Here is a 13,253-nt window from a genome sequence, read left to right as displayed (position 1 = left end):
CTCTGTTCTCACCGACCGTAGGTGAGGAGTTCTCCACCGTCGATCGGTACGATCACGCCAGTCATATACTTCGCGTCGTCCGTGACGAGATACGCGATCAGTTCGGCGATCTCATGTGGAGTGCCGAGCCGTCGCAACGGGTTGATCTCTGCGTTGTTGTTTGCACTCCATTCAAGAATTGGAGCGACCATTTCGGTATCGACTTTTCCAGGCGCAACGCCGAGAACTCGGATTCCGTATTTTGCCCACTCCAGTGCACACACCTTCGTCAGCATCACGAGACCTGCTTTACTAACATTGTACGGAGCCAGGCCGGCCGAAGGAAAGAACGCCGCAGTACTTGCTACATTGACTATCACTCCTTGACCCGGCGCGTGCATCATCTCTTTCGCGCGGCACGAGAGAAACCATGGGGATGTGAGATTGAGCTCCATCACTGAAGTCCACTCTGCCCGCTCCAGATTTTCCATTCGGCGTGCTTTCGGGAGTTTTCCTGCATTGTTGATCAGGATGTCCAGCCGATCGGTGACCATGCGGATCTCGTCGATCAGATTCCGCGTCGATACCTCGTCGGACAGGTCGGCCGCAAATAACTGAGCGTGCGCCCCGATCCGCTCGAGCTCTCCGACGAGTTCGCTGAAGCTTTCCTTTTTGCGTGCAACCAGCAGGACTCGAGCTCCACGCCGTGCGAGGGCAAGCGCGGTAGCGGCTCCGATACCTCGGCTGGCACCGGTGATCAGCGCGATCCGACCTTCAAGGGTGTGGTCTCTCATGGACTTCTCTCGCGACTCGCGGACAGGTAGCTGTGCTGTGCGTCCATGTAATCAAACAGTGTATGATTTGTCTAGGGCTAGCAGTAAGGGCTCACCGAACCACCACATGGTCCTCCGGGTGGAGCCCAGCACGGGTCTTGACCATTTCCCGCGACCTACCGGCTTCAGTCGATGCTTCGACCGGCAAGATGGCCTTCCCGAATGGCAACTTGAAGGTCACGACCGGAGTGCGCGTCCCCGACAACCCTGACGTCGTCGACTTTTCCCCGGAGGAGGCCAGCCAAGTCGTCGATCGGGACCTTATACGTGACCATGACAACCGTGTCGGCCGGGACAGTCTCGTCGCCCCCTGCACCTGCCGAACGTAAGACTGCCGTCCCGCTCGCGACCGAAACCAGCTGACTACGTGGGACGACTCGGAAAGTCGGACCGATCTTCCCGAACCGCTTAAGCGCCGGGTCTACCCGAAGAGCCAACTCGGCAAGTGGGCTGAACGACGCAAACCGTGTTGCGACAGTGACGTTCAGTCCTCTCTCGAGTAAGTACTCGGCCACAGCGACTGCATCGTACTGACCCATCTCATCGTAGACAAGAGTGTGTTGTCCAAGATTGCGGCCAGGTCTACCGAGCAGGTCGACCGAGGACAAGACGTGCGGCAGGTCGATACCCTCCACCAGTTCACCTGGAGCCGAGATCAGATGTCCGTCAAGGTTGGCCTGGGCGCCGGTCGCTACGATAACGACGTCCGGCGCCCGTGCCGAGATGTCATCTGCATCAAGATATGACGAGGTACTTACTGCAACCCCGAGACGTGCGACCTCCGCCTGAAGCCAATCGAGGATATCGTCCATACCCTGCATGCGCGGCGCAAGACGCGCGAAGTTGAGAGCGCCACCCAACTTGTCCGCAGCCTCGTGCAACACCACTCGGTGTCCGCGCAGACGCGCAGTCCGCGCTGCTTCAAGTCCGGCAGGGCCGCCGCCGATAACCATCACCTGCTTAGGGTTCGTGGTAGTCCCGATACGACTCTCCGACAGAGTCCCCTCTTTGCCGATTGCTGGGTTTACCACACAACCGAGTCGGCTATCCATTCCAGACGTACGCCCCAAGCACCCTTGGTTACAACCGATGCACGGGCGCACCTGCTCGGGATTGCCGTTGCGAGTCTTCACCACGAGAAGTGGATCCGCGATATGAGCGCGAACCATCGACACCAGATCTGCGGTCCCCTCCTTCAATACCTGCTCAGCTTCTTCCAAAGTTCGGAAACGACCAGTGACAAGACGCGGCACGCCCTTGGCCGCAGCAGTGATCTGCGCGCTGGACTCCAACTGGTAGCCAGCCGGACGTTCCATAGCCCCCATGACGTCGGCCAAAGCGTAGTAGTCGCCCATCGACACGTTGAGGTAATCAATCAGGCCGTCAGACACCAACTTCTCCGCAACCAGGGCGAGCTCCGCCTCGGATAAATCACCCGGAACAACGCCGGCGCCAACGCGGATCCCGAGAGCCCTCTCCGGCCCGATAGCCTCCCGAACGGCGATCAACGTCTCGACAAGAAACCGCATTCGATTCTCGAGGGTACCGCCATAGCAGTCAGTTCGCGTATTCGTCGCTGCCGACATGAACTGATGAAATAGATAGCCGTGCGATGCAGCGAGTTCTATGCCTTCGATCCCCGCTGAAACCGATCGCCGAGCGGCGCTCGCGAATGCTTCGACAAAGGTTGGTATCTCCTCTGTGCGGATCGGAACCGGAGGAACCCCACTCACTACGCCCGGGATTCTGGAAACACCGCGCGGTGCAGAGCCGTCCGGCGGGCTGTAGATGTGCCCGCCGTGCCAAAGTTGTTGGAACAGGCGCATCCCGGTTGGGCGTACGGCGTCTACTATCTTGCGGTACCCCTCGATGATCGCATCATCCCATCCGGCCATTCCGAGTACGCTTGAAGGATGAACAGCCGTCGCCTCGAGAATGGTTAGTCCCACGCCTCCTTCACCGCGTGCGACATGATAGTTGATCACATCATCGCTGACCTGGGGCCCGATCGACATCTTCGTCAGGTGCGCCGTGCGTACAATTCGATTCGGGACCGTTATCGGTCCGATTTTCAAAGAACTGAAGACTCGCGTCAGCCCGGGCGGCACCGCACCTTTGTCTACGCTTGGGCGAGCTTCGGATGCGTCTGCCATTGCTTTCCATTTCTGCCGGAAAATTTGTCGGCCGCAGTAAAATATTCAATATTCATTCGACTTCAGGAACGGCCGTGCGATGAACAGCGGATTGTGCGGAACCGACGATCCGTGGCGATGATGGGGCCGCGGGAAGGTCGGCGCCGGCAAATCGCGATGGGTTACTCATGAACGCGGCTGGGCATCGGCAGTCCTGCTGTCAGTCCACCGTCGATGGTGACTTCAGCACCCGTCGTGTACGAACTTTCGTCGGATGCAAGGTGGAGAGCGAGCGCTGCGACCTCTTCCGAGAGGCCTCGCCTCGGGATGGGTAAGAAGCCGAAGGGATTACCATCCGCTGGCCGCTGGATCGACGAAGTCATCGGCGTGTCGATCGAGCCAGGAAGGATCGCGTTCACTCGTATGCCGAATGCCCCCAGCTCCAATGCCGCCGACTTGGTAATCCCACGAACAGCCCACTTCGTCGCGGAGTAGACGATCTGCCCGACTGCCCCCGCCATTCCCACTCCGGACGCAAGGTTGACGATCGATCCACCCCCGCTGACACGCATCGTCGGGGCGGCAGCCTGCATTCCCAACATAGGTCCGAGCTGGTTGATCTCGAACGAGAGCTGAGCATCGTCTACTGTGAAATCCATCAACAAGCTCGGACGCCAAATGCCCGCGTTGTTGATTAGAATGTCGAGCCTGTCGAATCTTTCGACAGCTGCGGAAACAGCGGCATCCCAACTGTCGCGGGAGCGGACGTCATGCCGCATATAGTGCGCCGAACCCGGGAGTTCTGTCGCCACCCGACTGCCATCGTCGGATAGATCAGTCACCAAGACGTTGGCGCCCTCCCCTACGAAACGAGAGGCGATAGCCCAACCGATCCCGCCTAGTCCGCCGGTCACGAGAGCTGTCCGACCCGCGAGCCGCGCCCCGTTCAGCATTTGTCAGATGTCTGCAGCGCGGACAGCCCGAGAGGCACGCCAGGCGCTCTCGATGGTGCACGGTAACTCGAATTGACGTCCGGGCGCTCGGCGGCCCTTACCCCCGCCAGCGCGTGGTAGGAGATGCTGCGGCCCAACTCCGCGCTCAGCAGGTTCATGCCCCGGTACAGGCACATCTCCATGTTGGCGACACTCATTTTGCGATGGTCTCCTCGTGGATACTCGCGGGCAATCGCTTCGACAACAAACCAATCAGCGATAGGTATCTTGGAAAGATAAACCACCTCCTCGCCGTAGGTCAAGGTCACACCGATGTCGAGCCACGCGCTAGGGAGGAGGTTTCAGTTCAGCAGTCCACGGGATTATCGAACATTGTTTCATCGGCTCGTTCAAGTGCGCCATGAGCGCGGGGCAAGGCCTCGTAGCTTGCCGGCCACCGAGGCTCACATCCCCCGACTGCGTCGGTGCGAAGCACGGTAATCGAGCTCATGCCAGGGGCTTCTTACCTCGAAGGCCGTGGTCCCTCCGATGGGGTTGCCGTCGATGGTCGGGCGGCACACCACGCCCTCCGGGCTATGGACACAATTTATGCTTGCCGACTTAACCATGCACTGATAGGTTAAACCCCTGCATCTCGGATGCGTCGGACTTCGCCTTGATCACCCGTCGAATTGACGAGATAGCTGACCGGACTCGTTTACCCGAGGAGTCGATAGATGTCTATAGAAACCCGCGCCGCGATCCTGCGTGGCGCACCAGGCGAATACGAGACCGCCACTCTGCAGCTGGACGAGCCGCGTCGCGGCGAGGTGCTGGTGCGCATGGTGTCGGCCGGGCTGTGCCACTCCGACGACCATATTGCGGCAGGCGACATTCCCTACGCGGTCTACCCGCTCGTCGGCGGCCATGAAGGTGCCGGCGTTGTCGAGCAGGTCGGTGACGGGGTCACCGACCTTGCGGTCGGTGATCACGTCATCTTCTCCTTCCTCGCCGTCTGCGGCCGGTGTCGATGGTGTGCCGCGGGTATGCAGAATCTCTGCGACCAGGGCGCTGCCATGCAGACCGGCGCCCGGCCCGACGACCCGACGAGCTACCGTCTGGCCGAGGGCGGCACACCCGTCGGCCAGATGGGCGGCCTCGGCACCTTCTCGCAGTACAGCACGGTCAGCGCGCAGGCTGCGATCAAGATCGACAAGAGCGTGCCGATGGACAAGGTCTGTCTGCTGGGCTGCGGCGTCTGTACCGGTTGGGGTTCGGCAGTGAACTCGGCGGCAGTCCGGATCGGTGACACGGTGATCGTCATGGGCATCGGCGGGATCGGGATCAGCGCGGTTCAGGGCGCGCTGCACGCCGGGGCCAGCCACGTCGTCGCGGTCGATCCGGTCCCGTTCAAGCGGGATTTCGCGCTTAAGCTCGGGGCGACCCACGCGGTCGAGTCCATTGCCGAGGCGGGCGAAATCGCGCGGGGCCTGACCAACGGGCAGGGCGCCGACTCGGCGATCGTGACCGTCGGCGTGGTTACCGGCCAGCACGTGGCTGACGCGTTCACGACGCTGCGCAAGGCTGGCACGGTGGTCGTCACCGCCGTGAGCAAGGCCGAGGAGGCCGGTATCCCCGTCTCGCTCGCGGAACTGACGTTCTTCCAGAAGCGCATCCAGGGCGCGCTCTTCGGCGCCTCGAACCCGACCTACGACATTCCGAAGATGCTCCGGCTCTACCAGGAGGGCAACTTCGCTCTGGACGACATGATCACCACCAACTACACCCTCGACCAAGTCGCACAGGGCTACCGCGACATGCACGCCGGCAAGAACATCCGCGGCGTCGTCCTGTTCGACTGACCCGCTCGATACCGCTGACACAAGGAGAATCCGATGGAAACCACGAACCTGCTCGTCTACACCAACGCGGTCGCGGGCCAGGACGACGCATTCAACGATTGGTACGACAACACCCACCTGCCGCAGATCCTCGCCCTGCCGATGGTCGTTTCGGCGCAGCGCTTCAGGCTCGGCCCGATAGGTGTCGATGCCAGCGAGGTCGGCGCGGAGGTCGACTCGTCGGCGCCGCTGCCACATGCCTACCTGGCCGTCTACGAAGTGACGGGCGATCCGACTGTCGCCGCGCAGACCATCACCAACGGCTGCATTGACGGCTCGATCCAACTACATGAGTCCTTCGACGTCGCCAGCACATTGAGCATCAAGGCGCAGCCGCTGTCGCCCGTACGAACGAGCTGAGCCGGTCGTCGCGACCTTCTTCGGGCGCGATGCGCGGCTGAGGTAGGCGACGATTACTGGCGGAGGTTATAGAGCCGAAAGACGCGCCACCGGATGGTGACGCCACGTCGGAAGACCCTGTGGGGCCGCGTCGACGGGTATCGGAGATACAGGCACGTTTTACCGTCGAACCGGCGGCCGACCCCGGCGGCCGGTTCGTCGATCTGTTGAACTTCGTGCACGACCCGACGACACTGATCGTGGCGTTCGACCGGTCGCGGGCGACAACGGGCCCGAACTCCCGGCGTCGATGGCATGACCGTCACCGATGTCTAGGAGCAGATCGGGGTTCCGGGATTCCTGGAACTTTGCGGATCTCGTTGAAAGACGGGTTGATTCGGCCGCTGCCGGTGCTGGAACGGAAGATCCCAAGCCGAGCGGATCCGGGCGAAGGTGCGGATATGGTCGGCGAGTGCGGTCAGCGGCGGGCCGACATCGAGTACGGTCTTCGACCTGGCGCCGACAAGATCCCTGCCGCGGTGACCTGCCGGGTGCTCGGGGTCTCCACCCAAGCCGTGTACAAATGGAAGAAAGACCCTGTTTCCCAACGTGATTGGGACGATGCACACTTGATCGACGCGGCGTTGGACATCCATGCCGACGACCCGGGCTTCAGTACCGGTTCCTCGCCATCGAGTTCGAGACGATCAACCAGGCCACACAGCTGGCCTGAACCCTGGGGCAGGTCAACGAGTCAACCAAAGGTCCCCATGCAATGCTCGGGGACGCTGTGAATGTCGATGCGGTCAACTGGGGTTGAGCCGTTGATGCCGGTGTGGGATCGGTGGTGGTTGTAGTGGTGCAGCCACCACCGATAGGTGGCTTCGATGCCGAACCGGCCGCGTTCCCAGCCATGTCACCAGGACGCCGGGCGCGGTCCTTCGTGGTGTTTGCCAACGCACCCTGACGCCCGAAGGACGCGCTAACCGCATCGTCACCGGGGCTGGTCGATCAACCCGCATGATTCGGCGTCAGTGCGGTCAGAACGTGATGACGAGGCGGCCACGCACACCGCCAGCCTCTAGCCGGCGGTGTGCGTCGGCGACACGCGCCGCCGGGTAGGTGTCGGCTACACGCAACGTCAGCAGACCTTCCGCGACTAGTTGAGCCAGCTCAGCGATCCCCGCCCCGTCCTTGAGGTGACGCGCGACAAGTATCGGATGAATCCGAATTCGGCGCTCGGAAGGCCCATCCCAGTAACGCACAGTTGCCAATCCCCCACCGTCACGGACGATAGGTAGTGCATCCGCGTCGAGGACTGCGGCATCGATCAGGCCATCGACGCCATCGGGAACGGCAGCGCGGAAGGCCGCGACTTCCTTGGTGACGTCCTTCGATCGTGTGATCACGACGTCCGCGCCGAGCGTTTCGATAAGGGGCGTGTCATCCGGCGCCGCGTCAGCGACCACCGTGAGCCCGTGCGCCTTGCCGAGTTGAATAGCGTATCCGCCGACCGCACCCGCAGATCCAGTCACCCCCAATGTCGCGCCGACGGGCAGACCCATCGCGTCTAGCGCGGCCCGCGCTGTCAGTCCGTTCATCGGAAGGGTGGCAGCCTCGATGGAGGAGACCCCATCTGGAATGGCGGCTACGGCATCAGCTGACACGACGACATACTGGGCTTGTGCCCCGCCGGCTGGTCGGCGGGGCGCCACGATCGCCATCACCGGACGTCCGATCTCCCACTCGACACCCTCGCCGACAGCGTCGACGGTGCCAGATAACTCCATGCCTGGTATCCAGGGGGCCGCAAGCCTCTCTGAGGCCGGCGGACCATTCTTCCGAAACACGACGTCGGTGGGGTTGACCGCAGCGGCCGCGACCTTGATTCGGATCCTTCCAGGACCGGGTTGCGGGATGGGTAGTTCGATCAGCTCCAAAACCTCTGGACCACCTGCTTGCTGAAAGCCGACGGCGTACACGGGTCTCCGTTTCTTCGGGGATTGCGATGTCGTAGGGAAGCGCTGCGCGCATCCGCGATCAGTGGAACTAATCGCGGGCCGAAGACCCCCTACCTCAGTCCGCCATTGCAGCCGCAACATCTGTGGTGCGCGCTATCGACGTCTGAGCGAATGCTCGCTTCGACGCGACTCGGGGTGCAAACAACCAAAAAGTTGACACACGCACCCATCCGCTTTCGCTGAACCGAACGTAGTTCGATTTGTGGCTTCGAGTCAAGTCCTCTCCAGGGAGTGGTTCGAGATCACACCGCGAACCAGTACGCGAACCGAAGCCCTCCAATGGACGACGCCTCTTTGTGCCAAGAGCGGCTGTGTGCGCCGGATGGGTGGTTGCTGCCGGTGGGTCCGGGAAGTCACTTGTCCGAAGTGCCATGGACGATCGGCAGCCCGACCTCACCTCGACGGCCAGCGGAGCCGGCCTTGCGTCAGTTACCAATCCTTGTTAGATTTTTAGGTACGATCCGTGTTGCCGGGAATAGCACGCGCTCACCACCGGCTCTCATGTTGGAGAGCATGTTCGCGCAGTACTGAGATTCTGGAGTACTTGACATGAGCTCGACCGGGCCGCCGAAGACCGGCTGACTTACCCACATTAACCAATTATCGAGTGGTGCAGCTGCTGAGTTCTTCCCCGCCAGCGTGTCCTTCAGATTCCCCGAGCATCAGACCAGGAAGCGAACGTGAGTACAACATCGAACTTCGACCGCGCGAGTGTTCGGTACAGCCGCACACCGTACCTTGTCGTCTCCCGGGAACAGCACCGACGCAAAGATATATACGGATCTATCGGTGACTCGGTTGTCCGGCATGCGCAGTTGCTGCGCAGCGAGGACCCGTCAGACACCGCGATCGTCGCGATGCACCCCATCGGCTCTCCCGGGTACCTCCCGGCGTTCTCACAACTCGCACGTTGCGGGTTCCATGTCGTTGCGTGTGGAACCCGCTACACCACTGGCGACGCCGCTCTTCAGATGGAGAACATTCTCCTGGACTTGGCGGCCTGCATCCGCGACGCCAAAGAAAGGCTTGGCTATAAACAGGTAATTCTGGTGGGGTGGAGCGGCGGCGGCTCGGTTATGGCCGGCTATCAGGCTGAGGCGGAGCAGCGGACCATCACAACAACAGCGGCGGGAGAGCCGACTCCCCTGGCCGATGCGGACTTGATTCCCGCCGACGGCCTGATTCTCATGGCGGCACACAGGAGCCGGCATGAGCTCATCGCAGACTTTCTGGATCCGTCGATCATAGACGAGGACAAGCCGAAGGAGCGGAATCCGGAGCTCAACCTCTACGACCCCGCAAATCCCAACAAGCCGCCATACTCTCCCGAATACATCGCTCGTTACCGGGCTGCCCAGAGGGCACGCAACCAGCGAATCACGCAGCGAGCATTGGAGGACCTCGCCGAAATGCGCAGGGCGGGCCGCGACGAGGACGAGAGTTGCTTCGTGGTGCAGGGGACGATGGCGGATCCGCGATGGATTGATCCGACGATCGACCCCAATGACCGCAGACCCCGCTGGTCCTACCTGGGCGACCCTCAGGTCGCCAACGATGGTCCCGCAGGGCTCGCTCGATTCTGCACCACACGCGGCTGGTTGTCACAGTGGGCGCTTGGGTATGCCCAGGTCGACGCGGTTGACGCCGCGCCACGTATCTCGGTCCCTACGTTGGTTGTCGCGAATAGTGCGGATGACGCGGTTCCTGCAGCCCACCCTCGGGACTTCTTCAACGCTCTTACCCACGAGGACAAGGCGTTTCATGAGATTCAAGGGGCGAATCATTACTATAGCGGCAAGGGCGATCAGCTTTCCCACCTTGATGAGGCTTCGCTGGTCGTGCGGAAATGGATGGCGAGCCACAACTTTGTCGCCGAAAGCTAGGATACGCCTAGCTCCGTCGCACCCCGATCGACGGCATCGGAGTCCAGTTCAGTCTTAACCGATACATCCGCATCTGCAGTTCAAAATGCAGCATCGCCGCATCGCCTGATACTCGACCGGAATCTACAGGTGTCCGCCAATGGGGATTTGTCATATCTGCGCTTGCTCCGTCGAGCTGACTCGACCGGGCGACGTTGCGGATCATGTTGCGATTGCCGGTGCGGTATCCGGGAGCGGTTAGTTCGCCGTCCGTCCATGAGGAGTCTTCCGCTCGTTTCGATGAGTCGGTCGCAGTCGGAATTCGCCCACCGACGCTCCGGAAACAGCTGCCGTCGGGCGTCTCGACGCGGGTAGCAACTGCATCAAATCGATCATCGTTCAGGCGATCATTGCTACCGTCAGTCCCTTACCCGGCCCTTGTCCGTGGTCACACAAGAGGACTAGACGTAACCCGGCAAACACGTCCCCACCTGGAATTTCCAGTAACCGCTGGTTGGGGGAAGAACGTGACAAACGAAGGCCGCGAGCCGGAAAACGCATGACTTCAACACTCGCTTGACCGAGTTGCCAAACGTCGTTAGATTTGATTCTCATCACATCTCCCGGAGCGAAGGTTAAGGTTCAACAATGCACATCCTCCGCCGATCAGCCCGGCCAGCGGGTGCGGTAGCTGTTATCGCCAGCTTGGCAGTCACTTTTGCGGGCACGACAACATCGGCGTACGCCAGGGCGGACAATGCCGACGTTCCCAAATGCGCGCAGACCCAGATCCCTACAGGTGATCTCGAAATTGCCGGCACACTCTGTTCGCCGACGAATAGTCCAGCTGACACAGTCATGGTGCTCGTTCCGGGCGCGACCTACACCTCCGCCTACTGGGATGTCACGACCGAACCACACGTCTACAACTTCAAGCAGGCTATGAACCGAGGTGGCTACAGTACGTTCATTCTAGATTCTTTGGGCACCGGGGCCAGTTCCAAACCGCTTTCCGCTACACTCACGCTCAGCCGCCAGGCCGACGCCGTCCACAATGTCATTCGCGCCCTCCGTTCCGGAGTCGCCGGAAGTCGCCCGTTTACCAAGGTGTTGGTCGGCGGACATTCGATCGGATCAACGATCGTCATCACTGAAGTAAGCAAGTATCACGATGCCGATGCAGTTCTGCTCACTGGATTCAGCCACTACCCGAACCCCGTCGGCATGACCGCACTCGCTACCACGCTAATGCCGGCGACGCTCGACAAGCGCTTCGCGGGACTCGATCCAGGATATCTGACGACGCGGCCAGAAACCCGGAGCGTTTTCTATGGCCCGTCCGGCGTCACTCCTGAGATCGCCGCATATGACGAAACGAACAAAGATGTCGTGAGCGCCGCCGAGTCACCCGGAGCGGGGGCGGCGACCCTGCCCTTACCCAAGCTGCAGGTAGGTGATCCGGGCGAGACCATCCCGCCGACCGACGGGATTCGGGTTCCGGTGCTATTGGTCAACGGCAACGAAGACCCGCAGTTCTGCACACCCGCCGTCGGGAATTGCGCCGACACCCCCACGTTCGAAGCATCCGAGCGACCGTTCTTCAGCGATGCAAGCACGTTCGAGGCTGGTTTGATCACCGGCGCAGGGCATGCGTTGAATCTGTCACCGACGGCGCCCACCACATACAGCCTCATTCTCGAATGGGCCAAACGAACACTGCCGGCTAATGGCAGGTGAACGAGGTTTCTCTAACTCCTAATCGTTTGGTGGGACGGACTCCCGGCTGTTCCCGGATAGCTCTGCTGCCAGGGTGATGCCAGGCTTCTCCCGGCGCTCGACGCCACGAGAAAGCGCGGCGCTCCCGGCGGCAGAGCTCGTCTGTTGGTGATGAGAATGCCTGCCACAAGGGTCGATTTCCCGAGATGTTTGCTCTGTGTTGCCAATGGGTCGCGGTCGGCCATTGTTTTGCCTGTCTCGGGCGTCCGCGGCGCTGCCGCGCCAGCCTCCCAGTTTATGCCCGGCGAACCATTGAACGGCGGTATCGCGTCGACGAGGATTGTTGTCTGTCCGGCCATACCACCAGGTAGCCGGCGTGCCGGCGGGTGTCGAGCCACTGGGCGGCCTGCGGGCCGTGCGCGAAGGCGGCGGTAGCGTCGATGTCGGCCCAGGTCAGGTTATCGGAGATCACGGTTACCGAGGCCACGCCGGTCGGTGGGTGGCCGGTGCGGGCGTCGGTGATGTGGTGGCCGCGATGTGCGGTTCCCGAGGTGGCCACCGCACCGGTGTGCAAGGGTACGATGTCAACGAGTTGCGTTGTGTCGAAGGGGTTTTCGATGCCGATGCGCCACGGCGGAGCGGCCGGATCGAGGGTGCGGCAGACCATGTCGCCGCCGGCGGACAGGCAGAAGTCGGTGGCGTCCAGGCCGTGCAGCCGGGTGGCGGCGCGGTCCACCGCCCACCCCTTCACGACACCGCTGGGGTCGAACACTTCGCCGTCGGGACCGGGCCGGCGGATCGCGAACGCGCCGTCCGATTCGCGTTCGGCCCGGGCTCCCAGCGCCATGACTTCGGCGACGTCCGGCGGAAGTGGTTCCCCGGGTGTGTCGCCGTGAATCATCCTGGAAATGAACGAATCCGGTCGATAGGTGCTGAAGACGCGGTCGACTTCCCGCAAGGTGGACAACGCCTCGGCCCAGGCCGCGCGGCCGGTATCGTCCGCGGCGTGCCTGCCCCGCATGGCGAGGCTGATCGGCATCCCCATCAGGTGCTCGACGTATCGGGCGGTCGTGCTCGTGTTCACAGCCCCGCCTGGTCGAGTGCGGCCTGCAGCGATTGGATGTAGCCGGAGCTGGTCACGGTGGCGCCACTGACCATGTCGATGTTCGCGCTCTGCGCTTTCACGGTCTCCTGCACCAGAATTGGCAGCGCCCGGGCGTTGATCTGTTTGTCGCGTGAAGTGCCGTTGGGGGATTGCGGGACGGTGACATCGGTGACCTTGCCGCCGCTCACAGTCACCGTCACTTGGACTGGGCCCCAACGTGTTTGGGCGCTGGAGCCGGTGTAGGTCGTCGACAGTGCCGAGGCCGGTGCGGCCGACCCGGATGCGGTCGCGCCGGGTTGAGATGGGGTTGCACCCGGTCGGGGTGTAGACGCGGCCGCCGGGGGTGATGCGGTGTTAATCGGCCCGGATGTGGAGGTGTGGTAACCGAACAGGAGCACCCCGCCGGTGATTGTGCTCATGACCCACCAGACAA

11 protein-coding genes and 1 pseudogene are annotated in these 13,253 nt (G+C 61.9%); 5 read left to right on the top strand and 7 right to left on the bottom strand.

Going from position 1 to position 13,253, the window contains the following annotated elements; all coding sequences use genetic code 11:
- Positions 1-8: 8 nt before the first annotated feature.
- The 4 genes from ACV7NQ_RS29330 to ACV7NQ_RS29315 form a co-directional block, all read right to left on the bottom strand.
- A complete protein-coding gene (locus ACV7NQ_RS29330; RefSeq protein WP_463362555.1) occupies positions 9-773 on the bottom strand; it encodes an SDR family NAD(P)-dependent oxidoreductase in 765 nt (254 codons plus the stop codon).
- Positions 774-937: 164 nt separating this feature from the next.
- On the bottom strand, positions 938-2,965 hold the full coding sequence (locus tag ACV7NQ_RS29325) for an oxidoreductase (protein ID WP_463362554.1): 2,028 nt from the start codon (positions 2,963-2,965) through the stop codon (positions 938-940).
- Between the two features lie 161 nt (positions 2,966-3,126).
- Positions 3,127-3,897, bottom strand: a complete 771-nt coding sequence (locus ACV7NQ_RS29320) for an SDR family NAD(P)-dependent oxidoreductase (protein WP_463362553.1) — start codon at positions 3,895-3,897, stop codon at positions 3,127-3,129.
- A complete protein-coding gene (locus tag ACV7NQ_RS29315; protein WP_463362552.1) occupies positions 3,891-4,199 on the bottom strand; it encodes a hypothetical protein in 309 nt (102 codons plus the stop codon). The genes ACV7NQ_RS29320 and ACV7NQ_RS29315 overlap by 7 nt, the downstream gene beginning before the upstream one ends.
- Before the next feature lie 420 nt (positions 4,200-4,619).
- Between ACV7NQ_RS29315 and ACV7NQ_RS29310 the strand changes: the two genes are divergently transcribed.
- The 3 genes and pseudogenes from ACV7NQ_RS29310 to ACV7NQ_RS29300 all read left to right on the top strand — a co-directional run.
- Positions 4,620-5,738, top strand: coding sequence for an NDMA-dependent alcohol dehydrogenase (locus ACV7NQ_RS29310; RefSeq protein WP_463365867.1), 1,119 nt, complete (start codon positions 4,620-4,622; stop codon positions 5,736-5,738).
- A gap of 33 nt (positions 5,739-5,771) precedes the next feature.
- Entirely contained in the window at positions 5,772-6,137 is a 366-nt protein-coding gene (locus tag ACV7NQ_RS29305) for a hypothetical protein (RefSeq protein WP_463362551.1), read from the top strand.
- 497 nt (positions 6,138-6,634) lie between these two features.
- Positions 6,635-6,813 (top strand): annotated as a pseudogene (locus tag ACV7NQ_RS29300) (IS3 family transposase); the annotation flags it as partial.
- Between the two features lie 343 nt (positions 6,814-7,156).
- On the opposite strand, the gene ACV7NQ_RS29295 reads toward ACV7NQ_RS29300, so the two are convergent.
- Complete coding sequence (locus ACV7NQ_RS29295; RefSeq protein ID WP_463362550.1) at positions 7,157-8,218, bottom strand: NADP-dependent oxidoreductase; 1,062 nt, start codon at positions 8,216-8,218, stop codon at positions 7,157-7,159.
- 599 nt (positions 8,219-8,817) lie between these two features.
- Between ACV7NQ_RS29295 and ACV7NQ_RS29290 the strand changes: the two genes are divergently transcribed.
- Together ACV7NQ_RS29290 and ACV7NQ_RS29285 are read left to right on the top strand one after the other, a co-directional pair.
- The gene (locus tag ACV7NQ_RS29290; protein ID WP_463362549.1) at positions 8,818-10,020 is read left to right on the top strand and encodes an alpha/beta hydrolase family protein; all 1,203 of its coding nucleotides are present in this window, start codon (positions 8,818-8,820) and stop codon (positions 10,018-10,020) included.
- Positions 10,021-10,647: 627 nt separating this feature from the next.
- Positions 10,648-11,736 carry an alpha/beta hydrolase gene (locus ACV7NQ_RS29285; protein ID WP_463362548.1) on the top strand — a complete coding sequence of 363 codons (1,089 nt, stop codon included), beginning with the start codon at positions 10,648-10,650 and terminating at the stop codon, positions 11,734-11,736.
- A gap of 274 nt (positions 11,737-12,010) precedes the next feature.
- On the opposite strand, the gene ACV7NQ_RS29280 is transcribed toward ACV7NQ_RS29285, so the two are convergent.
- Both ACV7NQ_RS29280 and ACV7NQ_RS29275 read right to left on the bottom strand, forming a co-directional pair.
- Positions 12,011-12,799 carry an FAD:protein FMN transferase gene (locus ACV7NQ_RS29280; RefSeq protein ID WP_463362547.1) on the bottom strand — a complete coding sequence of 263 codons (789 nt, stop codon included), beginning with the start codon at positions 12,797-12,799 and terminating at the stop codon, positions 12,011-12,013.
- Positions 12,796-13,239: an FMN-binding protein gene (locus ACV7NQ_RS29275; RefSeq protein ID WP_463362546.1), complete on the bottom strand. Its 444-nt coding sequence runs from the start codon at positions 13,237-13,239 to the stop codon at positions 12,796-12,798. The genes ACV7NQ_RS29280 and ACV7NQ_RS29275 overlap by 4 nt, the downstream gene beginning before the upstream one ends.
- Positions 13,240-13,253 lie beyond the last annotated feature (14 nt).

It is taken from the genome of Nocardia sp. Tas62D01 (assembly GCF_055232035.1).
This window is presented reverse-complemented; position numbering and strand designations above follow the sequence as displayed.

Excerpts from the sequence above, each read along its gene's own strand:
- ACV7NQ_RS29330 (WP_463362555.1), bottom strand. The coding sequence starts at position 773 with ATGAGAGACCACACCCTTGAAGGTCGGATCGCGCTGATCACCGGTGCC.
- ACV7NQ_RS29325 (WP_463362554.1), bottom strand. The coding sequence starts at position 2,965 with ATGGCAGACGCATCCGAAGCTCGCCCAAGCGTAGACAAAGGTGCGGTG.
- ACV7NQ_RS29320 (WP_463362553.1), bottom strand. The coding sequence starts at position 3,897 with ATGCTGAACGGGGCGCGGCTCGCGGGTCGGACAGCTCTCGTGACCGGC.
- ACV7NQ_RS29305 (WP_463362551.1), top strand. The coding sequence starts at position 5,772 with ATGGAAACCACGAACCTGCTCGTCTACACCAACGCGGTCGCGGGCCAG.
- ACV7NQ_RS29295 (WP_463362550.1), bottom strand. The coding sequence starts at position 8,218 with ATGTTGCGGCTGCAATGGCGGACTGAGGTAGGGGGTCTTCGGCCCGCG.
- ACV7NQ_RS29285 (WP_463362548.1), top strand. The coding sequence starts at position 10,648 with ATGCACATCCTCCGCCGATCAGCCCGGCCAGCGGGTGCGGTAGCTGTT.
- ACV7NQ_RS29275 (WP_463362546.1), bottom strand. The coding sequence starts at position 13,239 with ATGAGCACAATCACCGGCGGGGTGCTCCTGTTCGGTTACCACACCTCC.